26 protein-coding genes are annotated in these 25,795 nt (G+C 63.2%); 9 read left to right on the top strand and 17 right to left on the bottom strand.

Annotation, left to right across the window (positions count from 1 at the left end):
• Positions 1-128 precede the first annotated feature (128 nt).
• Together BBD46_RS05035 and BBD46_RS05040 are read right to left on the bottom strand one after the other, a co-directional pair.
• A complete protein-coding gene (locus tag BBD46_RS05035) occupies positions 129-1,766 on the bottom strand; it encodes a sialidase family protein (protein ID WP_071400654.1) in 1,638 nt (545 codons plus the stop codon).
• 246 nt (positions 1,767-2,012) lie between these two features.
• Complete coding sequence (locus BBD46_RS05040; RefSeq protein WP_071400655.1) at positions 2,013-3,629, bottom strand: sulfatase; 1,617 nt, start codon at positions 3,627-3,629, stop codon at positions 2,013-2,015.
• A gap of 177 nt (positions 3,630-3,806) precedes the next feature.
• Between BBD46_RS05040 and BBD46_RS05045 the strand changes: the two genes are divergently transcribed.
• The gene (locus BBD46_RS05045) at positions 3,807-5,231 is read left to right on the top strand and encodes a sulfatase family protein (protein WP_071400656.1); all 1,425 of its coding nucleotides are present in this window, start codon (positions 3,807-3,809) and stop codon (positions 5,229-5,231) included.
• A gap of 13 nt (positions 5,232-5,244) precedes the next feature.
• On the opposite strand, the gene BBD46_RS05050 is transcribed toward BBD46_RS05045, so the two are convergent.
• Both BBD46_RS05050 and BBD46_RS05055 read right to left on the bottom strand, forming a co-directional pair.
• Complete coding sequence (locus tag BBD46_RS05050) at positions 5,245-5,652, bottom strand: hypothetical protein (RefSeq protein ID WP_071400657.1); 408 nt, start codon at positions 5,650-5,652, stop codon at positions 5,245-5,247.
• A gap of 139 nt (positions 5,653-5,791) precedes the next feature.
• On the bottom strand, positions 5,792-6,727 hold the full coding sequence (locus BBD46_RS05055; RefSeq protein WP_071400658.1) for a nucleoside hydrolase: 936 nt from the start codon (positions 6,725-6,727) through the stop codon (positions 5,792-5,794).
• A 121-nt stretch (positions 6,728-6,848) separates the two neighbouring features.
• On the opposite strand from BBD46_RS05055, the gene truA reads away from it, so the two are divergent.
• Both truA and BBD46_RS05065 read left to right on the top strand, forming a co-directional pair.
• Complete coding sequence (truA, locus tag BBD46_RS05060; RefSeq protein WP_071400659.1) at positions 6,849-7,730, top strand: tRNA pseudouridine(38-40) synthase TruA; 882 nt, start codon at positions 6,849-6,851, stop codon at positions 7,728-7,730.
• A gap of 132 nt (positions 7,731-7,862) precedes the next feature.
• On the top strand, positions 7,863-8,108 hold the full coding sequence (locus BBD46_RS05065) for a hypothetical protein (RefSeq protein WP_006652565.1): 246 nt from the start codon (positions 7,863-7,865) through the stop codon (positions 8,106-8,108).
• 18 nt (positions 8,109-8,126) lie between these two features.
• On the opposite strand, the gene BBD46_RS05070 is transcribed toward BBD46_RS05065, so the two are convergent.
• Complete coding sequence (locus tag BBD46_RS05070) at positions 8,127-9,521, bottom strand: M28 family peptidase (RefSeq protein ID WP_071400660.1); 1,395 nt, start codon at positions 9,519-9,521, stop codon at positions 8,127-8,129.
• Between the two features lie 82 nt (positions 9,522-9,603).
• Here BBD46_RS05070 and pepF point away from each other — a divergent pair, with 82 nt between their 5' ends.
• The 4 genes from pepF (at position 9,604) to BBD46_RS05090 (ending at position 13,821) form a co-directional block, all read left to right on the top strand.
• Positions 9,604-11,421 carry an oligoendopeptidase F gene (gene pepF, locus BBD46_RS05075; RefSeq protein WP_071400661.1) on the top strand — a complete coding sequence of 606 codons (1,818 nt, stop codon included), beginning with the start codon at positions 9,604-9,606 and terminating at the stop codon, positions 11,419-11,421.
• Positions 11,422-11,523: 102 nt separating this feature from the next.
• Positions 11,524-12,756, top strand: coding sequence for a proteasome-activating nucleotidase Pan2 (gene pan2, locus BBD46_RS05080; RefSeq protein WP_071400662.1), 1,233 nt, complete (start codon positions 11,524-11,526; stop codon positions 12,754-12,756).
• Between the two features lie 102 nt (positions 12,757-12,858).
• The gene (locus BBD46_RS05085; protein ID WP_071400663.1) at positions 12,859-13,338 is read left to right on the top strand and encodes a pyruvoyl-dependent arginine decarboxylase; all 480 of its coding nucleotides are present in this window, start codon (positions 12,859-12,861) and stop codon (positions 13,336-13,338) included.
• Between the two features lie 90 nt (positions 13,339-13,428).
• The gene (locus BBD46_RS05090) at positions 13,429-13,821 is read left to right on the top strand and encodes a DUF5811 family protein (RefSeq protein ID WP_004268027.1); all 393 of its coding nucleotides are present in this window, start codon (positions 13,429-13,431) and stop codon (positions 13,819-13,821) included.
• A 119-nt stretch (positions 13,822-13,940) separates the two neighbouring features.
• Here BBD46_RS05090 and BBD46_RS05095 read toward each other — a convergent pair whose 3' ends face one another.
• From BBD46_RS05095 to BBD46_RS05105, 3 genes are all read right to left on the bottom strand, one after another.
• Positions 13,941-14,408, bottom strand: coding sequence for a DUF6276 family protein (locus BBD46_RS05095; RefSeq protein ID WP_071400664.1), 468 nt, complete (start codon positions 14,406-14,408; stop codon positions 13,941-13,943).
• A 56-nt stretch (positions 14,409-14,464) separates the two neighbouring features.
• Entirely contained in the window at positions 14,465-15,190 is a 726-nt protein-coding gene (locus BBD46_RS05100) for a V-type ATP synthase subunit D (protein ID WP_071400665.1), read from the bottom strand.
• 122 nt (positions 15,191-15,312) lie between these two features.
• On the bottom strand, positions 15,313-15,582 hold the full coding sequence (locus tag BBD46_RS05105; RefSeq protein WP_071400666.1) for a zinc ribbon domain-containing protein: 270 nt from the start codon (positions 15,580-15,582) through the stop codon (positions 15,313-15,315).
• A gap of 65 nt (positions 15,583-15,647) precedes the next feature.
• Between BBD46_RS05105 and BBD46_RS05110 the strand changes: the two genes are divergently transcribed.
• Entirely contained in the window at positions 15,648-15,983 is a 336-nt protein-coding gene (locus BBD46_RS05110) for a hypothetical protein (protein WP_071400667.1), read from the top strand.
• 122 nt (positions 15,984-16,105) lie between these two features.
• Here BBD46_RS05110 and BBD46_RS05115 read toward each other — a convergent pair whose 3' ends face one another.
• The 8 genes from BBD46_RS05115 to ahaH are packed head-to-tail and all read right to left on the bottom strand — an operon-like array spanning position 16,106 to position 24,177.
• The gene (locus BBD46_RS05115; RefSeq protein ID WP_071400668.1) at positions 16,106-17,521 is read right to left on the bottom strand and encodes an ATP synthase subunit B; all 1,416 of its coding nucleotides are present in this window, start codon (positions 17,519-17,521) and stop codon (positions 16,106-16,108) included.
• A gap of 2 nt (positions 17,522-17,523) precedes the next feature.
• Positions 17,524-19,287, bottom strand: a complete 1,764-nt coding sequence (locus BBD46_RS05120; protein ID WP_071400669.1) for an ATP synthase subunit A — start codon at positions 19,285-19,287, stop codon at positions 17,524-17,526.
• A gap of 4 nt (positions 19,288-19,291) precedes the next feature.
• Positions 19,292-19,633 carry a V-type ATP synthase subunit F gene (locus BBD46_RS05125; RefSeq protein ID WP_071400670.1) on the bottom strand — a complete coding sequence of 114 codons (342 nt, stop codon included), beginning with the start codon at positions 19,631-19,633 and terminating at the stop codon, positions 19,292-19,294.
• On the bottom strand, positions 19,630-20,700 hold the full coding sequence (locus BBD46_RS05130) for a V-type ATP synthase subunit C (protein WP_071400671.1): 1,071 nt from the start codon (positions 20,698-20,700) through the stop codon (positions 19,630-19,632). The genes BBD46_RS05125 and BBD46_RS05130 overlap by 4 nt, the downstream gene beginning before the upstream one ends.
• A complete protein-coding gene (locus BBD46_RS05135; protein WP_071400672.1) occupies positions 20,697-21,278 on the bottom strand; it encodes a V-type ATP synthase subunit E in 582 nt (193 codons plus the stop codon). The genes BBD46_RS05130 and BBD46_RS05135 overlap by 4 nt, the downstream gene beginning before the upstream one ends.
• Before the next feature lie 21 nt (positions 21,279-21,299).
• On the bottom strand, positions 21,300-21,572 hold the full coding sequence (locus tag BBD46_RS05140) for a hypothetical protein (protein ID WP_004268043.1): 273 nt from the start codon (positions 21,570-21,572) through the stop codon (positions 21,300-21,302).
• A 6-nt stretch (positions 21,573-21,578) separates the two neighbouring features.
• A complete protein-coding gene (locus tag BBD46_RS05145; RefSeq protein WP_071400673.1) occupies positions 21,579-23,840 on the bottom strand; it encodes a V-type ATP synthase subunit I in 2,262 nt (753 codons plus the stop codon).
• Positions 23,841-23,844: 4 nt separating this feature from the next.
• Positions 23,845-24,177 carry an ATP synthase archaeal subunit H gene (ahaH, locus tag BBD46_RS05150; RefSeq protein ID WP_071400674.1) on the bottom strand — a complete coding sequence of 111 codons (333 nt, stop codon included), beginning with the start codon at positions 24,175-24,177 and terminating at the stop codon, positions 23,845-23,847.
• Between the two features lie 158 nt (positions 24,178-24,335).
• On the opposite strand from ahaH, the gene BBD46_RS05155 reads away from it, so the two are divergent.
• Positions 24,336-24,959, top strand: a complete 624-nt coding sequence (locus tag BBD46_RS05155) for a methyltransferase domain-containing protein (protein ID WP_071400675.1) — start codon at positions 24,336-24,338, stop codon at positions 24,957-24,959.
• A gap of 162 nt (positions 24,960-25,121) precedes the next feature.
• Here the strand turns inward: BBD46_RS05155 and BBD46_RS05160 are convergent, their stop codons facing one another.
• The gene (locus tag BBD46_RS05160; protein WP_071400676.1) at positions 25,122-25,634 is read right to left on the bottom strand and encodes a type IV pilin N-terminal domain-containing protein; all 513 of its coding nucleotides are present in this window, start codon (positions 25,632-25,634) and stop codon (positions 25,122-25,124) included.
• Positions 25,635-25,795: the final 161 nt, after the last annotated feature.

Below are 25,795 nucleotides of genomic sequence, written 5' to 3' on the forward strand. Positions count from 1 at the left end.
GTTGAAAAAAGCGGTTGAGCCTGAATACGCAGCGCGTACCATCCAGCTAACCAGTTCGTTCGTGCCACCCTGTTGCGATTTCGACTCTGAACGTCTACGAACGTGGCTGTTGTACCCTGGCCATATTGTCACTCGTTACCATCCTCTGGATGATCGTACCGTCCCTGTTGGATAATCGTTCCAGCGGTACCCACTGCGATACAGCGACCCGAACCGATGGAGACGGCGTGTAGGGCGTCTATATCGTCGCTTTCGAACAACCCAGAGTCGTCATCAATCGGCGACCACGAGGCTGGCGACGGACGCTCGAAGAGCGTGCCGTCGTCGCTGCAGGCCACTGTCCGGTTGCCGGTTCGAGCAATTCCGGTCAGCGCTGTCGATGCCACTCGCTCCGGTGTCCAGTTCGTGCCGTCATAGCGGTGGACGACGCCATCGTCGGCACTGAGCAGGACCGACGACGGTGGTCCGTCGCCAGGGCGTCCATCATCTGTTTCCATCACGGCTCGCACCGCAACGTCAGTCAGCGTCCCGTCCGCACCCTCGATTCCGATCCGGTCGAACGACTGGCCTCCATCAGTCGTTTCGAAGACCCCGTCGTTCGTATCGCAGCAATAGCCGGTCGTGGCGTCGGCCAACGCGACACCGCTCAGACTCGAGCCGCTGCCGGGAGAGACCGGTTCGTCCCACGTCACGTTACCGTCGCGGTACTGTCCACGAACGACGGTTCCCGAGCCGTCGGCGAGCAGGACCGTCTCCTCGCCCGTCGAGCCGCCGACTGCGAGCCCGAGCCAGTTATTCGTGATATCTCGCGGTGCCGTATGGTCGGTGTGGCGACCCGTCTCCGTCTCGAGCCGCCCCACCGTGCCGCTGTCGCCAGCGATCCAGACCGCGTCGCCGTCGTCGGTCGCGTCGACACCGACGAGATCGTTGCCGGCGGCACCGGGGCCGTCCTCGAGAACGGTCGTCCACTCGTCGGCCTCGGCGAGCACGACGCCGCCGTCGCCGACCGCGTAGCCTCGACCAGTGTCGGTGACGACCACGTCGTGCAGTGTCGCCGTTGTCGGGACCGACGGGAGCAGCCACTGCTCTGGTTCGGCCGGACTGTCGGCGTCGTCAGTAGGTTCGTCGTCGTCAGCAGGTTCGGTGTCATCAGCAGGTTCGGTGTCATCAGCAGGTTCGGTGTCATCAGCAGGTTCGTCATCAACAGGTTCGTCGTCGTCGCCAGTGGTTTCGTCGTCGTCAGCAGGTTCGGCTCCGTTGGCAGCGGCCGCAGCGTGAGCGTCACCCATTGCATCAGACGCAGCGTTCCCCTCGGAGACGGAGTCGGCTCCCGCCTCTGCCTCAACCGTTCTATCCTGTGCTTTCTCCGGTGTCCGCTCTGGTTCGTCGGACTGCTCGTCACCGTGTCGGTCGGCCGGCTGCGGTCGACCGTTGTGTGTCGTCGACAGCGGCGGTGACGCCGACGAATCCGTCACATCCTGTTCCGTTGCTGGTTCAGCCGTAGTCTGCGAACGATCCGCGTGCCTCGAGATGAGGTCCAGTTCATCGGGCCGTCTGCGCCAGCGGATATAGAGAACGATCGGCGGGAGGAGATACGAGGCGAGCGCGAGAGCGGCGAACCAGCGGTGAACGAACGTGAGCGTCCCGAAGGCAGTGAGACCGACCGTCGCGACGGTGTGAATCCACGTCTTCGTGTAGTTTCGGAAGAAGGTCCCAAAGCCGCGCTGTTCCGCTTCCGTATCGGCACCGTGTTCGTTCGCAGCCATCTCACGAGTCGTCCGATACCAGTTGGTGACCGGTGTAGGTGCTGTGGATGCGATTCGGTCGGCCGGGCGCGCAAACAGTCACAACCGACGATTCCAGCGCGAGCGGCAAAACGGCGTTGCAGGCACAGCGAGTGGACTCGAGTTACTTGGACTCGAGTCGAGGGGAGAAGCGGTCACCAAGTCGGGATCGGACAGCGTGTGGGACGTCGTCCGGAACCAGCAGTTAACACAGAGCCAGCCACCCGCTTACAGATAGCCGAGATCGGCCAGTCGCTCTTTCGTCCCCTCACGCATCGCGACCTCGTCCGTCGAATCGGGTTCGGACTCGGTCAGCGGATCGAAGCGCTCCTCGAGTTGGTCCTGGAGCGTGCTGACGGTATCGGGTTCTGCCTGGACGAGATTCGACTGTTCGTTCGGGTCGGTCGGGATGTGGTGGAGACGTTCGAACCCGTCGTCACCGCGGACGTACTTGTATTCGTGCGTCCGAATCGCGCGGAGGCGACGATCGAACTCGCGGACGCGGTCCGGAATGTCGCCAAAGCGGGCTTCGAGGCGGTCGATCGACGGCTGTGGGGCGACGTACTCGGCAAAGACAGCATCTCTCGGCTCGTCCTCCGACGCGGGATGGAGCGAGCGGCCGTTCGCCTGTTCGCGTAGCTCAGGGTCGGAAATACCGACGGCGTCGAGGAGTGTGAGTGGGAGGTCGAGCAACTGGACGAGGTCGTCGCGGTGGGTTCCTGTCGGGTTGTCGGCTCCAGTTCCGGACTCGAGATCAGCGTCAGTGAACGGCCCCCCGTGACAGACCAGCGGCACGTTGATCAGCGTATCGTACAGGTTGTACTGGTGGCCGAAGAAATCGTGTTCGCCGATGTGCTCGCCGTGATCACCACAGACCACGAAGAGCGTGTCCTCCCATTCGCCGTGGGACTCGAGTACCTCGCGGAGGCGACCGACCTGTGCGTCGGCGTAGGCGAGTTCGGCGCGGTAGAGGCCACGAAGGAGTTCGAACTCACGCTCGGTGATCTCGTAGTCCGCACAGTCGTAGGCGCGGGGATCTTGCCTGATCGCGGTCGCCTCCTCGTAAGTCGCGTCTTCGGGGAGGAAACGCTCGACGTACTCCCGCGGCGGGTCGTACTCGACGTGGGGTTCGATGAAGTTACAGAAGAGGAAAAACGGCTGGTCGTCGTCGCGGTTGCCGAGCCAGCCGTCGACCCAGTCCGCAGAGCGGGCGGCACCGTCGTCACCCGACGGCTGCAGGAGTTCGCTGTAGAGGATGTTCGCCGCGTTGACGACGGGATTGCCGTCGAACAGTCGATTGCGCGTCGCCTGAATCTTTTCGCGGAGGTCTTCGCCGCGGACGACGGCCCCCATGTCGGCGTCGGACTGGATGTACTGCCAGCCCTTCCGGAGGTCGTCGAAGCCGCGATCGAAGCCGAACTCCTCGGTGATCCAGGTGTTGTTCGAGATGCCGACGGTCTCGTAGCCGGCGTCGTCGAACGCCTCCGGGAGCGTTCGAAGTTCCGGATCGAGGAAGGTGTGGCCGCCGTGCGTGCCGTGTTCGGAGGCGTAGAGCCCGGTGAACATCGAGGTGTGAGAGGGAAGCGTCCACGGGGCCGTCGCGAACGCGTTCTCGAAGACGGTGCCGGTTTCGGCGAGCCGGCACAGCGTCGGGGTTGGTTGAGCCGGATCGTGGGTCTCGGCCGGTTCATCTTCGGCAGGGGGCTGTGCCCTTGCGTTCGCGGTCGGCCACTCGCCGACACTCGTCGCACGAGCCGTGTCGAGAACGACGAGAACCACGTTCCGGGCTGTCGAATGTGACTCCGATTCACGTCCGTTAGCTGCAGTCGCTGAGTCCTCCGCCATGGTTGGCAATGCTCCGCCACACGCGGGGAAGGCTACCAGCCCGGAACGTGCAGGTGATTAACGATATCGTGATGCCACAGCCGACGTATCGCGCCCGGCGAAGTTAGGCTGTAGGCGACACTCACGGACTGTGTCGCGTCCGAACGCTTACTCAGCCACTCGATGTATCCCACCCGTATGACTAGCGACCGCCCGAACATCGTTCTCGTCCATTGCCACGACCTCGGGACGTATCTGGGCTGTTACGGCGCAGACGTGGAGACTCCCCACATCGACAGTCTCGCCACCGACGGCGTCCGTTTCGACCGCCACTTCGTCACCGCTCCGCAGTGCTCGCCGAGTCGGGCGAGCCTGTTCACCGGCCGTCACCCCCACCAGAACGGCATGCTCGGCCTCGCTCACGGCGACTGGAAGCTCGGACCGGACGAGCGGGTCCTCCCAGATCTGCTCGGCGACGCCGGCTACGAGACCCATCTCTTCGGTCTCCAGCACATCACCGAGTACCCCGACCAACTCGGCTACGACTACATTCACACCGAACAGCCCCTGACCGCCGAGACGTCGCCGGCCGTCCACGAAACCGCCCGCGCGAACGACGTCGCAGACGAGTTTGCGTCCGTACTCGAGTCCAATCAGCCCGACGAATCCCACGACCCGTTCTTCGCCTCGATCGGCTTCTTCGAACTCCACCGTGTCGAGGAAAACGGCGGCTTCGGTTTCGAGGCCGACCGGTACGACGCACCGGATCCCGAGGACGTGGCCCCACTCGAGTTCCTCCCGGACGAGCCCGGCATCCGATCGGATATCGCCGAGATCAACGGGATGCTGGGTGCGTTGGACGAGGCGATGGGGACGGTACTCGACGCACTCGAGGAGGTGGGCGTCACAGACGAGACGCTGGTCGTCTTTACGACCGAGCACGGGCTGGCGATGCCGCGAGCGAAGGGCTGTTGCTTCGATCCGGGGATCGAAGGCGCACTGCTCATGCGCTATCCGGCGCGGATCGAAGGTGAGCGGACGGTCGACGACCTCATCAGTAACGTCGACGTGTTCGCGACGCTCCTCGAGCTTGCCGACGCGCCGATGCCGGAGACGGATCTTGCTGGGAGGGCGTTTACGTCGCTGTTGGTCGGTGGTGGGGGTGGCTGGGATGACGAAGGCGACTACGAGCCCCGCGACCGCATATTCGCCGGCATGACCTGGCACGACCGATACAATCCGATGCGGGCGATCCGAACGGAGCGCTGGAAGTACGTCCGCAACTTCTGGCACCTCCCCGACATCTACATGACGACGGATATCTACTGCAGCGCCGCCGGCCGCGAGATGCACGAACAGTTCTACGGCGACCAGCGCGCCTACGAAGAACTGTACGATCTCGAAGCAGATCCGCTCGAACAGGAGAACCTCGTACTGGAGGACACACCCGACAGAGTGGAGACTCCCGACCAGAACGGGAATCAAGCCGTCGCCGCTGTTCGGGAGCGACTCCGGGCGCAACTCGTCGACTGGATGTCCGAGACGAACGATCCGCTACTCGACGGCCCAGTCGTCCCCAGCGACTGGGAGAAAATCCACCCGCAGATGGGCGACGACCGCTAGCGCGACACCCGGGTTACTCGAGTACCGACTCGTCGGTTTGTTGTTCGCACTCGAGTCGCTGGCAGCCAACGACCAGCGAGTCAGGCAACTCAGCCGCTGTCTCGTGAAGTGCGGTGAAGACGACTGCCACTTCGTCGAAGCGGTCCCCCCGGATCGCACGCAGCGGGTCAGTCTCCCACTCGACGAACCCGAGATCGTCGAGCAGCGGCAAGTGGTTGTGTACCAGCTGTTGTCGGAGCGTCGTCGAGTCCATCGGTACGTTCGGATTGCTCGCTGCCGCCGGCAACGCAACCGACTGGTCGGGTTCGCGGTCCATCAAGGAAATGATGATCTGCCGCCTCGGGTCCGCCGATGTCGCCGTGAACACCTGGTCCCACCGCTTGATAACACGCTTCCCGTTGTCAAACCGTACCACCGTCATACCACAGTATGGTAACTACATCGATATAAAACGTGTGCCAATGATAACCAATCCCGAGCCGTTGTGGGGATCAATCTATTACGAAACGAAATACGACGTAGACAAACCTCCCAGGATAACGATGGTTCCGGTAGCGGAGCTAGCCTAGCAGGGACTCGAGTCCAGCACCGAGAACCGACCGAAACCGTGCCGTGTCGACGGCGGTCGCGACGTGGCCGTTCGGTGCGCGGTCGGTGACGCCGCGTGCGTCACAGACGAGTGCGCCACGCGCGAGGTCGCTGTCGGTCCCGACGCGCATGGCACAGGGTTCGGTCTCCAGAATGCCGTCGTCGAGCAGCCAGGCGACGACGAGTGCGTCGTGGATCGCAGCCGACTCGATGTCGTAGCGCGCCAGTTGCTCCTCGTCGTAGTAGGTGAGCCACTGACGGATGGTCTCCTCGAGTCGCCCGTCCCACGAGAGCGCCGGGAGGCGATCCGGTGGGAAGGTTGCGCCTCTGGTGACGTCTAGCCCGACGATGGTCGGCGAGAGGTCTCGTACGACGCGGTGGGCTGCGTGGGGATCAGAGTGGAAGTTCGCCTCGGCGAGCGGGGTTACGTTTCCCTGCCCGAAGGCGGCCCCGCCCATGACGACGAGCTCGTCGAGCAGATCCGGCAGGTCAGGTTCCAGCGCGAGCGCGAGGGCGACGTTCGTTAGCGGCGCGATGGCGACGAGCGTGAGGTCACCAGCGTGCTCGCGGGCCTGTTCGACGATGAACTGTGCGGCAGGGGCGTCGACGGGCTCCGTTGCAGCGGTTGGCTCCGGCAGGTCTCCGAGAATGCCGCCGGGGCCGTGGATGTGCTCGGCCGTCTCGAGATCGACCGTCAGCGGACAGGTCGCGCCCTTCGCGACGGGAACCTCCGTCCGGTCGACGAGTTCGAGAATCGACCGGGCGTTCGCGGTCGTGTCGTCGACGGTGGTGTTTCCGTGCGCGGTCGAGAGCCCGACGACCTCGAGGTCGTCGCTGGCAAGCGCCAGCGTGATGGCGACGGCGTCGTCACAACCGGGGTCCGTATCGAACAACACTGGACGGCTCATACCGACACTGACGCTCGCGAGCGTATAAAACGCGGGTCCGAAACGCCCCTCAACCGCTGACCGGTGGCGTCGACATTCGACGGGGCTAACCCGCTGCACTCACTTTCTCGAGTCACCACCGATGCGCGCGTTCCGACTCGCCTACGACGGCACCGACTACTACGGCTTCCAGCGCCAGCCTGACGTGCCAACCGTCGAGGGCGCGATGTTCGACGCCCTGCGCGCGCTCGACGTTCTCGCCCCCGACGCGGACAAACCCGCCGGCTACGCCGCCGCCGGCCGCACCGACGCTGGCGTCTCCGCGCTCGCACAGACCGTCGCCTTCGAGGCCCCCGACTGGCTCACTCCGCGGGCGTTCAACGGCCAACTGCCGGCCGACATCCGCGCCTGGGCGGCCGCCGACGCGCCCGACGAGTTTCACGCGACGCACCACGCGCGGGAGCGCGAGTATACCTACTATCTGTACGCACCGCCCGCCAACGACGACGAACCGCCCGCCAGCGACACCGATGAAGGCCACGCTGCGACTACCGCCACGGCCCACACCGTCGACGACGACCGCTTCCAGGCAGCCTGCGACGCCCTCTCTGGTTCCCACGACTTTCACAACCTCACACCCGACGACCGCAACACCGAGCGCTCGCCGGTACTCGAGTCCACCCGTGATGGGCAATTCCTCATTCTGACCGTGACCGCGGGCGGCTTCTGTCGCGAACTCGTCCGCCGGCTCGTCTCGCTCGCACAGGATGTTGGAACCGGTGAGGCCGACCTGCGAACGATCGAGCGGGCACTTGAGTCCGACCCGCTGCCTGGCCACGAGGGAATCGCGCCCGCGCCGCCCGAGCCGCTGGTACTGACTGACGTCGAGTATGCGGAACTCGAGTTCGCCGTCGACGAGGAGGCAGCCGAGAGCGCGCGGGCGGTGTTCGAGCAGCGGCGGCGAGAGCGGGTGACGGGAGCGCGTGTGGCAGGGCGAGTTGCGGAGGGAGTGCGAGAGCGGTAGGGCTGCGCTGTGTTCTGCTGTGTTGTGCTGTGCTGTTCCGATCCAGCCCAACGTCGGTACCAGTGAATGGGTTATCATCCATGACGGTCACGATGACGAGACGTTTTTATGGCCGGACTCTGACCTCGGCGTATGGAACTGTCCCCCGAGGAGTACGGTGCGTACTGGCGGGCGTCGATCCGCGTCGCGATGGGGATCGTGATCGTCTTCCTCGGCACGCAAGCCGTCGTCTCGCCGCTGCTCACCCACCCGAACCTGCCCGCCGTCGGACTCGGGATCTTTCTGTTCGTCGCGATCGTCTTCGTCGGGAGTTTCCTCGCGATGCTCGGGATCGCACGGGTCGTTCGCACCGCGATGGACGCCGAGCTTCGAGGCTGACCGCCAGCGAGTTGGCCGCTACTCCCAGCCGGCCGGCCAGATCCCTGCCGCTCGCATTCCCGGCTCGTAATCCTGTTCGACCAGACGCTCGCGCAGTTCGTTCACCGCGATCGACGACACGTCCGTTCGTGTGAGTTCCCACACCAGTAGCGCCGTCAAGATTGCGTGCTCGCGGAGATTTCGCGGATCGACCTTGTCGCGCGTATCGGCCGACGTGTGCCCCCACCCGCGCCCGCGGTCGCTCCCCCTCGGCGGCTCGCTGTGGAGCTGGACCGAGGGAACGCCCGCCTGCAGGAACGGCCAATGATCGCTGAACGGGTGTGGATCCGGCTCGTGAACGACCGGCTGGCCGGCCCCACCTGCGACCGACGCGGCCAGTTCCTCGAGTTCGTCCGAGGCGTGCGAGTAGACCTGCAGATCGCGGAATCGGCCCGCGCCGTCGACGTTGACCACTGCCCGAATTGCGTCCGGGTCGAGATCGTCGGCCAGTGCTTCGGCACCGAGCAGGCCGATTTCCTCGCAGCCGACACCCGCGATTTTGACCTGGGACTCGAGTGCGTCTTCGATTTCGGTGAGGATGCTGACCGCGCCGGCGACGGTGGCGATGCCACAGCCGTTGTCGAGTGCGCCCTCGCCGATGTCGTGGGCGTCGTAGTGGGCGAGGACGAGGACCGTGCCGTTGGGACCAGTATCTTGGTCGGCGGTCGCGTCGGTAGCCGGACCAAGTGTTGCGTGAACGTTCTGGCTGGTGCCCTCGCTGGTCCGGGCGTCGACGTGAAGGTGGGCACGAACGCCTTCCGCACGGCTCGCGTACTCAGACAGCCAGTCGCCGGTCTCAGCGCTGACGCCGACGGCTGGAATCTCGCCCTCCTCGTTGAATCGGAGTGAGCCCGTCGGCGGCAGCTGTCCGGGAACGTGATTGACGAAGACGAACGCCGCCGCGCCGGCCTCGGCCGCGTGGCCGTACTTCTCCATCCGGTGGACGAACCGCTGGTCTGCGGGCGTCGTCGTGCTCGCGACAGCAATCGCACCCTCGAGGTCGACCGCGTCGACCTCCGCAGGTGTGCCGTAGCCCACGTCGACCAGCCGTCCCTCGACATCGCCGGCGGGCGAGTACGGCAGCGCGATCGTCTCGAACTGCCGCGAGAGCGAGGCCGTTTCGACGGTGATCTCAGAGGTTCCGCGCTCCCAGTACTGCATGTCGAACTCGTCGATTCGGGCGTCGTCGAGACCCGCATCGGTAAACGACTCGCGGACCAGTTCGGCCGCCCGGCGCTCGCCGGGCGAGCCACCCATCCGATTCGGTAGTTCGGTTAGCGCAGTCAGAAGCTCCCAGGCGCTGTCGTCCGTCCAGGCGCGGCCGATCGCACGGGCGACGGCGTCGCCAGTCAGCTGTCGGTCAGCATCAGTCATACCCACGTATTCGCTCGACGCGACAAAAACGCCAGTCACGTCGTTCGATACCCTTTACCACCTTCGTTCCGAAACCGGGAGTATGAGTTCCGTTCCCGAACGGTCAGAGATTGACGAGGAGTATACCTGGGATCTGGAGAGCGTTTACGCGACCGACGACGAGTGGCAGGACGCCTACGAAGACGTCGCCGAACGCGTCGAAGAACTACAGGCGTACGAGGGACAGGTCACCGACGACGCCGAGACGCTACACTCGGTACTCGAGTTGCGCGACTCAGTCATGCGTGACGTGTCGACGGTCGCAGCCTACGCGCGGATGCGCCGCGACGAGGACACGACGAATCAGGAGTACCAGGCGCTGACCGCTCGCGCGCAGTCGCTCGCGGCGGACGCCCAGTCCGCGGCGTCGTTCATCGACCCCGAACTGCAGGAGTTGACCCGCGAGGAGTTCGACGACCTGGTCGAGACGGAACCAGCACTTGAGCTGTACGACCACTACGTCGACGACGTGCTCCGGATGAAGCCCCACACGCGCTCCGCTGAGGTCGAGGAGTTACTCGCGGAGCTTGGCGAGGTCACCGGAGCGACTGGCGAGGTGTACAACATGCTCTCGAACGCGGATATGTCGTTCCCAACTGTGGAGGATCCCGAGGGCGAGGGCGAGGCCGTCGAAATCACCCAGAGCAACTTCACGAACCTGCTCAAGCGACCCGACCGGGAGTTCCGCCAGCAGGTCTACGAAGAGTACTTCGACGAGTGGGGGTCGATGCGAAATACCGTCGCCTCGGCGTACAAGAACAGCGTCAAGGCCGACGTAAAGACTGCGCGGGCGCGCAACTACGACACCGCCCGCGAGGCGGCCCTCGACGGCCCGAACGTCCCCGTCGAGGTCTACGACACGCTCGTCGAAAGCGTCCACGACAATCTCGACAAACTCCACCACCACGCCGAACTCAAGCGCCAGGCGCTCGACGTCGACGAACTGCAGATGTGGGACCTCTACATGCCACTGACCGGCGACGAGGGCCCCGACGTCGAGTACGACCAGGCCGCCGAGTACGTCGTCGACGCGCTCGAACCGCTCGGCGAGGCGTACCAGTCCCGCGTCGCCGAGGGCCTCGACTCGCGCTGGGTCGACGTCTACGAGAACGAGGGCAAGCAGTCCGGGGCGTACTCGAGTGGCACCTACGACACCCAGCCGTTCATCCTGATGAACTACCAGGACGACATCTCCTCGATGTACACGCTGGCCCACGAACTCGGCCACTCGATGCACTCGCAGTTGACGAAAGACGAACAGCCGTTCGTCTACTCGGGCTACGAAATCTTCGTCGCCGAGGTCGCCAGTACGGTCAACGAGGCGCTGCTGACGGCACACCTGCTCGAGACCGTCGACGATCCGGAGTTCAAGAAACACGTCCTGAACGAGTTCTTAGAGCGCGTTCGCTCGACGCTCTACCGCCAGACGCTCTTCGCTGAGTTCGAACACGAGGCCCACCGACTCGAGGAGGAGGGTGAACCGCTCACCGCCGACCGACTCGACGAACTCTACGGCGGGCTCAAGGAGACCTACTACGAACCCGCCGCGGTCGACGACCGAATCGCTCGCGAGTGGATGCGCATCCCGCACTTCTACCGCGCGTTCTACGTCTACCAGTACGCGACCGGCATCTCGGCCGCGCTCGCCATCGTCGACGACGTGCTGCCCGACGGCGCGAGTGGCGAACCGAACCGCGAGGCTGCAGACGACTATCTCGAGTTCCTCCAGCAGGGCTCCCGGGAGTACCCGCTCGAGCTCCTACAGATTGCGGGCGTCGACATGAGCAGTTCCGAGCCGATCGACCGGGCGCTTGCGACCTACGGCGAGCGACTGGACGAACTCGAAGAACTGCTTTCCTGAGCCGGTAACCGGCAGTTGCAGGCCGTTTCTGCGATTTTGGTGGAAATCCCTCCGCGACCCAAAGGCACATTTATCGTCGGGGACTTATCCGTGCACGTCAAGATGTCTCGAAGCCCGTCTCTCCCCGAACGACCTCACCGCGATATCGATCCCGATCTCCCCGACGACGAGCGGGTTGAGGCCCTTCGCGGGCACTATGCGGAACTCGTTGACGTCAACGAACAGCTCGAAAACCAGCTCGATCAGACGACCGACCGCCGCGAGGACCTCCGCGAGCGCGTCGACCGCGTCGAACGCGAGAACGAGACGCTCAAGAGTTCCTCGCTGTACATCGCGAGCGTCGAGGATGTCGTCGGCGACGGCGAAGTCGTCGTCAAACAGCACGGCAACAACCAGGAGGTGCTCACCGAGGTCTCCCCACGCATCGCAGAGCGCGTCGAGGCCGGCGACCGCGTCGCCGTCAACGACTCCTTCGCGATCCAGACGATTCTGGAGACGGAAACTGACGCGCGCGCACAGGCGATGGAGATCACCGAACGCCCCGAGGTCGGCTACGAGGATATCGGCGGCATCGACGAGCAGGTCCGTGAGGTCCGCGAGGCCGTCGAACAGCCACTCATCGAACCCGAACGCTTCGAGGAAGTCGGCATCGACCCACCGAGTGGCGTCTTGCTCCACGGCCCGCCGGGCACCGGGAAGACGATGCTCGCGAAGGCCGTCGCCAACCAGACCGACGCCACCTTCATCAAGATGGCCGGCTCCGAACTCGTGCGCAAGTTCATCGGGGAAGGCTCGCGACTCGTCCGCGACCTCTTCGAACTCGCTCGCGAGCGCGAACCAGCAATCATCTTCATCGACGAAATCGACGCCGTCGCGACGACGCGCACCGAGTCAAAGACCTCCGGTGACGCCGAAGTCCAGCGCACCATGATGCAACTGCTCTCCGAAATGGACGGCTTCGAGGCCCGCGGAGAGATCCGCATCATCGCCGCCACGAACCGCTTCGACATGTTAGACCGCGCGATCCTCCGTCCCGGTCGGTTCGACCGCCTCATCGAAGTGCCCGAACCGAACCGCGACGGTCGCGAGCAGATCCTCGAGATCCACACCCGCGGCATGAACATCGCCGACGGCGTCGACTTCGCAGACCTCGCCGACGAAACTGACGGCTACTCCGGCGCGGAAATCGAGAGCCTGGCCACCGAAGCCGGCATGTTCGCCATCCGCAACGAGCGCGACGAGGTCCACCACGAAGACTTCGTCGACGCCTTCGACAAGATCGAGGCCGACGACTCGAGTGACGTCATCTCTTCGGCCGGCTACTTCTACCAGTAAGCGTCGATCGGCGGGCTTCGACAGGCTTCGACTGGTTTCGACTCGAGTGCAGACACAGACCGCAAGTCCTTACGCGATCCGTCCCCGAACCCGACTACAGCAATGAGTACGATTCGAATCGTTCAGGGCTCCGCGTCAGCCCCGACCAAAATGGCGTCCTACGACGCCGCTCTCGCCGACGCCGGCGTCGAAAACTACAATCTCGTCGCCGTCTCTTCCGTCATTCCAGCCGATGTCGACGTCGAAGCCGTCGGTACGGCACCGGATCTCGGCCCCGCTGGCGAACGCCTCACCGTTGTCGAAGCACGAGCGACCACCGCCGGTCCCGGTCAAGTCAGCGCCGCCCTCGCCTGGTCGCGATCCGCCGACCGCGGACCGGGCCTCTTCTACGAAGTCGCAGACGAAACCGACTCCGACGACGTCGAGCACCGCGTTCTCGAGGGACTCGCCGCGGGCCAGGAGCTACGCGACTGGGAGTTCGGGGACTCGAGTGTCGCCGTCGAGCACAGCCAGGCCGAGGCGGGCATCTATACTACGTCGCTCGTGCTCGCGGTCTACGGCGAGAGCGAGCCGATCTGCTGAGGCGAGTTCGGACACGAGCGGCGTTCTCACCGACTGTGCGAAGGCGAACCCTTTTCACCTGCCGGCCCGTTGCTACCCAATACGCTTCTCATGAACGGAAATACGCCGTACGCAGGGCTACCAGGGGAGACTGCTGCTGGCCAGCGTGCCGCAGCCGACGTCCCCGACCTCTCGAGTTCCCAGAAGCGGCTGTTACACCGCGACGTTTCGCGGATCGCCGCCCGGACTCGTGAGTTTCTTCCCAACGAGTACGCGGTCGACGCCGACGTTTCGACGGGTGCAACCGGCCCGCAGGTGACCGTCGCCGTTCGCCCACCGGTCGGCCACGCCGTCAGCGCCGGCTTTACGCCCGATCTCGAGGATGTCTCCGAGGAGATCATTACCTCCGACGAACGCGACGAGGTCGCCCGCGGTCTCGCTGCGAGTGCCGCGCTGCAGGTGAAACAGGCGGTCAGCGATGCGATGACGCCGACGGCGAAGTAACGCGCATCGGACAGTCTACAGTCGACAGTAGTTTTCGTTGCGGTTTGTGGGGAACAGTGTGCTGATAGCTATCGGTTCTACAAGCGCCGATGTCGAGAGACGTGAGTGCTGTCACAGCCTCAATAGAGCAACTGCTCGAGTTGATGCTGTCGCCTCCCCAGATCGATCGCCGGCTCGACCGACGGATCACGCTGGAGTCGATCCAGCACCAGCAGGGGATCTGCCCCGGCACGCTCGACATCTCGCAGGAGCGTTTCGATCGCGGACCGATTCATCGCCAGCGATTCGGCGAGTCCGATCGCAAGCGCCAGCGGAACGGCCTGTTCGGGAGTCGTCGGAAACGCGTCGCTGACACGCGAGAAATCAGGGTCGGTGGGCACAGGCCCGTCCATCTCCGAGTCGGCCGCTTCGGCGTCGTCACCGAACTCGAGTACCAGACAGTGCGTACAGATCGTACAGGAGTCGAGGGTGTGCGTGTGGTCGTCCGGGACGGAGGTGGAAATGGAACCGGCAGTAGAGAGAACAGTTCGGTAGTCGGCCGGCACCGCGAAGCGAACAGTTGGGGAGCCACACGCGGAACAGGTCATCGTCTTGTGTAGTTGTACTTGGAGTCGCGGTCGCGGCTGCAGTTACAGCCCCGCCCTTAGTTCCCCGGCACACCGCCCGTCGCCGGCGGCTCCATGTCCTCTTCTTCGATCTCGATATTATCTTCGTCCGCTTCGGCCTCGCGGGCTTCCTTCTCCTCTTGCTCTTTCTTCTCCTTGATTTTCTTCAGGCGGAACGTCTCCTCACGCTCTTGCTCCTCGAGCTTCTGCTCGATGTACTCCTGGCTGTCGTAGAGATCCGGCAGGAGTTTGAACTCGAGTGCGTTGACGCGGCGCTTGGTCGTCTCGATCTCGCGGAGCATCTTCTTCATCGCCGTCTCGACCTCTGCGGCGAGGATGATGCTCTCAAGCAAGTCTTCGTAGGCTTCGGCAGCCTCGTCGATGCGCGCGGAGGTCCCCATGATACCGTACCCGCGCTCGCTGAGGTTTTTCGAGACGCGCGAGGATTCGATCTGTGGGACCACGACGCCCATGATGTTCTTCGACTCCGTGGTGATCTCGGGGTGTTCCTGCAGCGCGGCGGCAGCACCGCGGACGGCAACGTCACCCTCCATGGCGCGTGCCATGTTGATCTTGCGCTGGGCCTGGTCGTAGTCGTCGGCCAGATCCCCGCGGACGTCCTGGGCCTTGTCCAGGATGTCCATGAATTCCATGATCAGCCCGTCCCGTTTCTTCTCGAGTGTCCCGTGCCCGCGTTCGGAGAGTTCGATCCGATCCTCGATCTCCATCAGGTTCTTGCGGGTGGGCTTGACGTCCTTGGCCATGTTGTGGGGAGATTGCGCCCCCAGTCGGATAACTGTTTACAGTTGTGTTCGTTCGGCCTGACAGTGGTGTTCGCGAATGCGAGCCAGAGAGCAGGACGATTACCCCAGAAAGAGAAGGATGGTTAGCCCAGAAAGAGGTCCGTCAGATCGTTGGTCTTGCCGCCTTTGTAGAGTTCGGCGTAACCGCAGTTGGTACAGGAGACGACCCGGAAGCGCCGATTCTGGATGTCGAAAAACTTCGAAAAGCCGGTGCCGGTCGTCGAAATGTCGTCGACCTCCGTTTCCGTGTGGCCGCACTTGAGACACCCGTGCTGGCCGCTGCCGGTCCCGTGGTTATCGTCGGTATTCGCAGTGCTGTCGGCCGAAGACGCAGTCTCGTGGTCGTCGAACATGCGCCGAACTGCGGCGACCGGTCATAAATATTTTGTGCTCCACACGAGGAAGTAGAATCAAACCCATGGCCGCTGGATTTGCGTTCGTGCTTATGCTGGTCATCGCACTCGCGTTCACGGTCGGACTCTACCTTCTGATCGCGAGTGAAACGTCGAATCCGACAGTAATGGATCGCGAACAGGCAGAGGCCGAAGCCAAACGACGAGGTGGATTGCAGCAGGGACAAAATCACAACCACAACCACCACGACCAGGGTGAGCGAACTGCTCACGACCCCGATGCCCGTTCCGACCACGAGAGAGCGACCGGTTCACATGCCGCCCACGGGAGGCCGAGTTCCGACGACGGTGACACGACCGACGGCAACACGTCCGGATGGGAGTTCAACCAAGAAACGTAAGCAGTGAGACAGTCCCTACCCAGTTCCGGTGAAACACTTTTTACCCGAATCCGGTGAGACAGCCGCTACCCGATCCTGAGTGCGGGAAGCGGGAAGAAAGATCTGCCTGAACGCTGCGACGCTTAGGCTTCGACTTCGGCTGCTTCCGGCTCGTCTTCGCGGTAGTGCTCTTCGATGAGGTCCTCGTCGATCCGGTTGAGTGCCTCCTTCGGGAGATCCGAGAGAAGGTCCCAGCCGAGTTCGAGCGTCTCCTCAATGGAGCGGTTGTTGTCGTAGCCCTGCTGGACGAACTCCGTCTCGAAGCGGTCGGCGAAGTCGAGGAACTTGTTGTCCCGTTCGCTGAGCGCTTCACGGCCGACGATGTTCACGAGGTCGCGCAGGTCCTCACCCTCTGCGTAGGCGGCGTACATCTGGTCGGAGACGTCGCCGTGGTCTTCGCGGGTCAGGCCCTCACCGATCCCGTCGTCCATCAGTCGTGAGAGCGATGGCAGGACGTTGACCGGTGGCTCGACACCCTGGCTGTTCAGGTTCCGGTCCATCACGATTTGGCCTTCCGTAATGTAGCCAGTCAGGTCCGGAATCGGGTGGGTGTCGTCGTCGCCGGGCATCGTCAGGATCGGAATCTGGGTGACCGACCCGTCCTTGCCCTCGATACGACCGGCACGCTCGTAGAGCTGTGCCAGGTCCGTGTACATGTATCCGGGGTAGCCACGGCGACCCGGGACCTCCTCACGTGCGGCACCGATCTCACGCAGTGCCTCACAGTAATTAGTCATGTCCGTCAGGATAACCAGCACGTGGTAATCCTTCTCGAACGCGAGGTACTCTGCCGTCGTCAGGGCGAGACGTGGAGTGACCTGGCGTTCGACTGCCGGGTCGTCCGCGAGGTTCATGAAGACGACGGAGCGCTCGAGTGCACCCGTGCGCTCGAAGTCGTCCATGAATTCGTTTGCCTCTTCAGCAGTGATACCCATCGCACCGAAGACGACTGCGAACTCGGAACCGTCCTCGTCGTCTCCGTCTTCTTCCTCTGGGACAGTTGCCTGCCGGGCAATCTGGAGTGCGAGTTCGTTGTGCGGCAGCCCCGATCCGGAGAAGATCGGCAGCTTCTGCCCGCGAACCAGTGTGTTCATGCCGTCGATGGCGGACACACCGGTCTGGATGAACTCCTCCGGGTACTCACGCGAGTACGGGTTGATTGCCTCGCCGACGATGTCCTGGCGCTGGTCCGGGACGATTTCCGGGCCGCCGTCGATCGGGTTCCCGGAGCCGTCGAGAACGCGACCGAGCAGGTCCTCGGTGACGGGCATCTTCATCGTCTCGCCCAGGAAGCGAACGGAGGCGTTGCGGTCGATGCCGCCGGTGCCTTCGAACACCTGGATCGAGACGACTCCTTCACTCGATTCCAGTACCTGTCCGCGCAGGGTCTCGCCCTGTGGTGTCTCGATCTCGACGATCTCGTCGTAGCCGACGGGTTCGTCGACCTCGGCGAACACCAGCGGACCACTGATTTCCGTGATAGTCTGGTACTCTTTCATTGTTAGTACAGTGCTCGCAGTTGGTCTTCGAGATCGCTCTCGAGTTCGTCGATGAACTCGTTCCACTCCTCGGCGGTGCCCATACGGTTGAGCCGTGGGGCAGCGTCGACATCCTGAATCTCGTCGACTGGGACGCCGGCGTCGAGTGCGTCGAACGCCTCGTCGTTGAACGTCTTGATCGCCTGGAGCATTCGGTAGGTCTTCTCGGGTTCGCAGTAGGTGTCGACATCGTGAAGTGCGTTCTGCTGGAGCCAGGACTCACGCAGGTAGCGAGCGACTTCGAGCGTGAGCTGCTGGTCTTCCGGCAGTGCGTCCTTGCCGACGAGCTGAACGATTTCCTGCAGTTCGTCCTCCTCGTCGAGCACGTCGACGGCCCACTGGCGAACCTCCGGCCAGTCGTCTTCGACGTTTGCCTCCCACCACGGGTCGAGCTGGTCCTTGTACAGCGAGTAGGACTCGTTCCAGTCAATTGCCGGGAAGTGCCGACGCTCTGCGAGGTCGGCGTCGAGCGCCCAGAACGTCTTGACGATACGCAGCGTGTTCTGGGTGACCGGCTCGGAGAAGTCCCCGCCCGGTGGCGAGACTGCGCCGACGACCGAAATCGATCCCTCGCCGCCGTTGATCAGCTGGAACTTGCCGGCGCGCTCGTAGAACTCCGAAAGCGACGCGGCGAGGTATGCTGGATACCCTTCTTCGCCGGGCATCTCCTCGAGTCGGCTCGAAATTTCACGCATGGCCTCTGCCCACCGGGAGGTGGAGTCGGCCATGAGTGCAACGTCGTAGCCCATGTCGCGGTAGTACTCTGCGATCGTGATTCCCGTGTAGATACAGGACTCACGCGCTGCGACGGGCATGTTCGACGTGTTCGCGATAAGGCAGGTCCGGGCCATCAGCGGGTTCCCGGTCTGCGGGTCAGGCAGCTCTGGGAAGTCCTCGATGACCTCGGTCATCTCGTTGCCACGCTCACCGCAGCCGATGTAGACGACGATGTCCGCGTCGGACCACTTTGCAAGCTGCTGCTGCGTGACGGTCTTCCCGGAGCCGAACGGGCCAGGAATTGCGGCCGTTCCGCCCTTCGCGAGCGGGAACAGACCGTCCTGAATGCGCTGTCCGGTGACGAGCGGTTCGGTTGGGGTTTCCTTGTCGCCAGCGGGACGGGCCTGACGGACCGGCCACTCCTGGCGCATCTGGATCTCTTCGCCATTGTCGAGTTCGGCGACCGTCTCCTCGACGGTGAACTCGCCGCTCTCGATCGACGTGACTTCGCCGCCCTCGTAGTCCGGCGGCACCATCACCTTGTGGTCGATCGTGACGGTCTCGGGAACGATCCCGACGACGTCACCGGGTTCGACGGTGTCACCCTCGCTGACTTCCGGGGTGAACTCCCACGTCTTTTCGAGGTCGATACCGGGGGCGTCGACCCCACGGTCGAGGAACGCTGTCCCCATCTTGTCCTCGAGGACGTCGAGCGGGCGCTGGACTCCGTCGTAGATGGAGTCCATCATCCCCGGTCCGAGGTCGACGGAGAGCGGTTCGCCCGTGTTCTGGACGGGTTCGCCCGGGCCGACGCCGGAGGTTTCCTCGTACACCTGAATCGTGGTCAGGTTCCCTTCGATTTCGATGACCTCTCCCATCAGCCCTTCGTCGCCGACGTAGACGACGTCGTTCATCCGGGCGTCGAGGTCCGTGGCGGTCACGACAGGACCACTCACGCTTTCGATTACACCGTCTTGATCGACGGATTCGATGTCTTCTGCCTGGCTCATAGTGTTACTCGCTGTCGCTGTCTTCGTCCTCTTCCATCAGGTCGATACCGATCGCGCGTTTGATCTGGTCGCGCAGTCCGCCGCCACCGGTGCCGCTGCCGATCGTCACGACGACCGGTTCGACGCTGGTCTCGACGTTCTGGCGAACGTTTCGCGAGAGGTAATCGAGGTCGTCGTCGTGCATCACAACGATACCGACTTCGTCGTCGTCTAACGCCGTCGTGACGGCATCGTCTAGCTCCGACTCCTTCTCGTCGTCCGGGACGTTCTCGAATCGGCGAACGCCCGCGAGTCGGAACCCAGTGGTAAACTCCGGACTGCCGACGACCGCAATTTCCTGGCTCATAGGATCACCAACTCCTCTTCGATCTCGCTCTCTGACAGGCCGACTTCTCGGCCCCGTGCGATCGCGCGAATGTTCTCGACCTCGCGCTCCTTGGCGAGAATGTACGACAGCACGGCCGACACGGAGGCCGGGTAGATACTCGAGAGCGTATCAGCGTACTGGAGCAACGCGGCGTCTAGTGCGTGCTCGAACTGGATAAGGCTGTCAGCTTCGCGCAGTCGACCCAGTGCGCCCGAGAGTCGGTCGCCGTAGCGCTTGTTCTCGGCGATGTGATCGACGAGCGCGTCGTAATCCCCGACGAGTCGGTTCAGATCCGACGCATCGAACAGCACGCCGCCCTCGATGTAGTACGCTGCCGGGTCCAGATCCGCGCCGCTACGTGCAAGTCGCAGCGCGTTCCGGGCGTTCCGGAAGTCGATCTCAGCCTGGAGGAACTCGATGTAGCGCGCTTCCGGCCCCTCCTGGGGCTGGGTTCGTCCCGGCGAACGGCTCACGTCCTCGAGTAGGTGCTCGTAGAACTCGCGATCCAGCGCGTTCTCGAGTGGCACGAGCGCGCCGGTCTCTTCGTACTCCTCGTGGGCATCCGAGAGCGATTCGTAGAAAATCGTTCCCGACACCACTTCGACCGCGTCCTCGATCGTGTCGACGTCGAGCAGTCGATCGATCGTTCGGTCGTCGAGTTCGCCGGCGCGGATGAGGTCGGTCTGGACCTCCTCGGGGTCGGTCTCGGTGTAGATCCCGCGGATAATCGTCTTCAGGTTCATGACGTCGAACTTCCGCAGGTAGCGAGAGACGAGATCGTACAGTCGTCCCTCGGACCAGTCGAGGAGGTCCTCGAAGTGCTTCGCGAGGTTGCGGTTCAGGGCGTACTCGATCAGGTCGACACCCGAAAAGCGCGTTCCGAGCGCGTTGATCTCGCGTTCGTACTCCGTTTCCTCCATGAACCGCGCGATTTCACTCGGCCCCATCCGGATCAGCTTCCGATAATCTTCGTCCGCGAACAGCGAGGCTCGGCGCGACCGAACGCGAGCGTTCACGTATTCCGGATTCGAGGCACCTAGACTCATTGCTCGAAGAGTTGGTTGCTGATCTCCCGGAGGTTGTCTTCCCACACGTCCTCGAGTAGCGAGTCGAACGTGTTGTTGACGCGAACACGGGACTGTTCGCTCTCGACGACAACGCCGCCGAGACAGTCGTACTCGTCGGCGAACGCGTAGCCGTCGTAATCCGCAAGGATCGACTCGATCAGGTCCTGGTCGTCTGCGCGACCGTAGACGCTGACGTCGTCGCCCTCGTCGAACTCCGTGCTCGCAGCGTCGAGGAGTGCACGGGTGAGCTCTTCACGCGTGTCGCCCTCGAGTGCGGTGAGTTCGGCCTCGACTTCCTCGCGGACGTCACCGAGGACGTCGCGGCGAGCCTCCAGGCGCTTTTGTTTCGCCTCCAGCTTGGCGCTGGAGAGTCGCTGTTCGCGCAACTGCTCGATCTCACGGTCGGCCTCCTGCTCGGCCGACTCGCGGATCTCCTCGGCGTCAGCCTCGGCTGCCGATTCGATCTCCTCGGCGCGAGCCTCACCCTCGTCGCGGATGTCCTCCGCACGCGCGTGGGCCTCATCTCGAATGTCTTCTACGACTGTGTCCAAACTCATTGTAAGAGAAGGGGGACGGAGTTATCCGACGATGAAGACGACGACCAGTGCCAGAATCACGAGCGTCTCAGGAAGGACGGTCATGATCAGGCCCGGAACGAACATGTCGTCGTCCTCGGCGATCGCGCCGACTGCAGCAGCGCCGATACCGCGCTCTGCGTAGCCAGCTGCGAGTGCTGCCAGACCGACTGCGATTGCTGCTGCGGCCTCGGCGTAGCCGACCGAGAGATTCTCTGCTGCTTCTGGACTCATTGCCTCTCCGTTCTGCAGTACGATGTCAAGTGCTTCGATCATTTTTGTTTAGTCCTCACTGCGGGTTCGATCGTGTCCGAACGGTTCGTAGTTCTTTCCACCGCCTTCATAAAACTTCCCAAAGAACTCGACGTACTCGAGCCTGATACCCTGTAATCCGGCACTTGTGATACCAAGTAACAAGACCAGAATGTGACCAAGGATCAGGACGACTACACCGAACGCGAAGGCGGCGGTCGCGACCACGCCGTCGCCCATGTGGAAGAGCCCGGGGAACATCTCGACGGATCCCTCGGGGATCTCGTTCCACGGTGCGGCGAACGGGCGGCCTCCCTCGGTCGTCTCGTAGGCACCGAAGGTCAGCAGGTTGACGACGAACGCCATCCCACCCTTTGCGAGCAGGACTGCCGTCATCCGGGCGTACGAGACGACGTGTGCGAACGGCATCGCGAACTCTGCGAGTTCGACCGGGTCACCGATGGCGAGCAGGACGAGTCCTGCGATAACCATCAGGAACGGGAACGTGGCCTCGAAGCCGCCGAGATACGCAATATCGGCTGGGACGGTGAATACCGTCATCATATCGAAGCCACTGAAGCCGAAGTTGAACGGCTGGCCGTCGAACGCCGTGAAGATGAAATCCGGCTTGACGCCAGCTGCCTGCGGCGTGAACACCCAGATCCAGATGCCGTTGAGCATCAAGAGCCACGAGCCACTGTGGGTGATCGCACCCCAGAGACCGTGCCCGTGCTGGATGTTCTCGATGAAGTCGAGAATCCAGGCGATATTCAGGTGCATCACACCGAGTGCGACGGCGACGATCAGCCACGCGTAGACGAAGTCAGCCGTCGCTGGTGAGAGTCCCTTATCGCCCATCGGCGCACCGCCCTCGCCGAAGATCATGTAGCCGAGTTCGTGTAGACCGAAGAACTCGCCGAACAGGATCCCGAAGAGGATCGTGAACGCGCCAGCCCAGATCGCAACGCCACCGAGACTCGAGATTCCCGGGCTATCGAATCCCTTGTACATATAGAACCCGATCAGGACGTACAGCAGTCCGTACCCGACGTCGCTGATCATGAATCCGAAGAACAGCGGGAACGTCAGGAACAGGAAAATCGTCGGATCGAGTTCGTTGTACTTCGGCCGATTGACTGCCTGCACCAGCATTTCGAACGGCTTCGCCGCCGACGGATTATCCTGAATCGTCGGCGGTTCGTCGCCCATCGTCACCGCAGAGCCGCCGTCCGTGACGGCCTTTTGCTGTTGCTGGTCATCTTCGTCTGCATCAGCCGACGGCTCGTCGCCTTCTTTCGCATCCTGCGTCCCCTGGTGGATATCATCCGTATGGGTCCGACCGTGGCGGTCGTAGCTCGCACGCTCGAGTTCTTCGATCTCGAGGCTGTCGCCGACCGCATTACGCAGGGCCGTCTTGAGCCGCTCGAGTTCGTCGGACGGAACCCAGCCCTCGGCGATGAAGGCCCGGTCGCTCGTCGCGAACTGCAGCGGCGCTTCCGCACGCTGGACCTCGATGGTCAGCTCCGCCTCGAGCTGGAGGAGGAACGCCCCCTCCTCGCGCTCGATGCGCTCGAGTTCGTCGTCGATCTCGTCGATCCGGGACTCGAGTTCGTACTTGCGATCCTCGAGTTCGGAGACGTACGCCGACGGACTCTGTTCGGTGTCCGGCACGTCGTACCGCGTGAACTCGATGCCGACGAGCGCGTCGTCGATGACGTTGTCGGCGTCAGCGTCGCCAGCGTCTGCGACCGGATCGATCTCACCGGTCGGTGCAGCGACGATTGCGACGACGTCACCGCTGGTGAACGTCTCGTAGGCGCGGACGTCCTCGGCTGCCTCAAGTGCAGCCTGGACCTCTGCCTCCGAGCCCTCACCGACGAGCACGTCGACCGTATCGTACCCCGACAGCAGGTCAAGGTCGATACCGAGTTCCGCAAAGGGTGCGACGCGGTCGATCCGTTCGTTGACCTGTCGTAGCTCCTCACGAACCTCGGTCTGCTGGTCGTCGAGTTCGTTGATTCGCGTGCGAACCTCCTCCAGTCGCTGTTCCCAGCTCTCCTCGAGTACCCCCTGGCTCGATGCGTCCTCCTCGGACAGGCCAAGGGTGCTCTCGAGTGCCCGGACGGTGACGAGCTTCTCGGAGGCGTCGTCGGCACCCTCGATCGGGTTGCCGTTGTCGAACCCCTCCCAGGAGCCGTCGTAGTCCGAGAGATGCACCAGATTCAGCTCGTGGATCGTCTCGATGACCGTGGGCATGACGCCCTTGGAGCCGGTCACCGAGACCTTGCTCATCTTCTCAGGTCTGAGCATGAACGTCCTCCTGGAACAGGGAGACGACGTGGTCCGTCACCTCGTCGACTCGGTTTTGGGCACGCTCGGCCAGCGCCTCGCGCTCCTGTTCACCCTCCTCGAGGACGCGCTCGCACTCCTGATCGATCTCGTCACGCGCCTCCTCCAGGCGACGTTCTTTGAGATCTCGCGCCTCTTGTTCCGCTTCCGTGCGAATCTCCTCGGCACGTTCCCGGGCCTCGGCTATCCGCTCGTCGCGGTCGTTTTCTGCCAATGCGACGATCTCGTCGGCCTCTTCCTCCGCCGACTTAATTCGTTCGAGAACCTGTGGCCTCGGCATACTCTAAGCAAGGGAACGTTTGCGACAGCGCGTATATGGTAGTTGCGAAAGTACCTCAGCTCGAGCCGGCTCGAACCACCGCCTCGGTGGCGTTCGCGCCGGAGCACTCCGGCGCGGAACAGCAGACATATCCCGGTCCACCGAAAACTCCTTCGACAATGGGAATTCTCGAGAACAAAGCCCGTGCACGGCTGTTCTACAAGTACCTCTCGAAGGTCTACGATCAGGTGAACCCCTTCATCTGGAACGAAGACATGCGTGCGGACGCGCTGTCGCTCCTCGATTTCGAGGAGGACATGACCGTGCTCGACGTCGGCTGTGGGACCGGCTTTGCGACTGAGGGACTCCTCGAGCACGTCGAGGAAGTGTACGCACTCGACCAGAGCGAACACCAACTCGAACAGGCCTACGCGAAGTTCGGGAAGCACGCCCCGCCGGTGCACTTCCACCGCGGCGACGCCGAACGACTCCCGTTTGCGACGGACACGTTCGATGTCGTCTGGTCTTCCGGTTCGATCGAGTATTGGCCGAATCCCATCCTCGCGCTCCGCGAGTTCCGCCGCGTCCTGAAGCCCGGCGGACAGGTGCTCGTCGTCGGCCCGAACTACCCCGACAACGTCATCGCCCAGCACCTCGCCGACTCGATCATGCTGTTCTACGACGAGTACGAGGCCGACGAGATGTTCAAACGCGCCGGCTTCGAGGACGTCAAACACGCGTTTATGGGGCCGTCCTACGACCCCGACGTTGCGATTACGACGATCGGCCGCGCACCGCAGTGAGCGGGCCACGGCTAAACCCCAATTTTCTGATCTTCTCCTGTTGACAGCCACGAGATACCCCTCCACGAGACGATTCTGCCGTAACTCGCTCCGAAACTACTCCGTACTCACTCTGCAACCATCCCACACTCACGTCGCAATCACCCCACACTCACTTCACACTCACTCCGCAACCGACTCCAGTTCGGCAACCCGTGACCCCTCTACAACGACCACCACCCGAACTGTCGATCCCGACTCGAGTGCCGGCTCGTTCGTTCCCGCAATCGTAACGCTCGCCTGCTCGCCCGTCTTCCACGTGGACTCGCTCTTCGCATTGAACGGCCCTTCCGGACTCCCGTTGAATCCCTCCGCACCGACGAACGGGATTGGCGGCTGGTACTCGAGTGCGGTGCTATCGACGGTAACGTGCAGTGAGAGAGCCTCGACATCGAGCTTGTCGCCAGCCGTGTGTTCGAAGGTGAGTTGGCCTGTTTCGCTATCAGCTGTCAGTTCGAACGCTGCGGTGGGAGGCGGTGATCCGAGAGTCCAGCCTGACAGAACGAGTGCGATAGCCCCCACGAGAAAGACGGTGAGGACGAGTAGCGTGATGGTGCCGACGACAGGACTGATCGCTCGCGGGAGAGCACACAGTGACCGCACCCCGTGTGACGACTGGCGACGATCTGCAGACACGGAACGCGTTGGTTTCGTCTTCCAATATAAATCGTCGGGCGAAGAGGAAGAATAACAGCCCAACAGAGGGCTCGATTCCCTGTAGGCGGGCCAAGCCGGACCGAGGATGTGTTAGCTGCCACCAATCGGTCGTCAGCCGTCAACTATCAGCGCTCAGCAGT

It is taken from the genome of Natrialba sp. SSL1 (assembly GCF_001861355.1).
Lineage (GTDB): Archaea > Halobacteriota > Halobacteria > Halobacteriales > Natrialbaceae > Natrialba.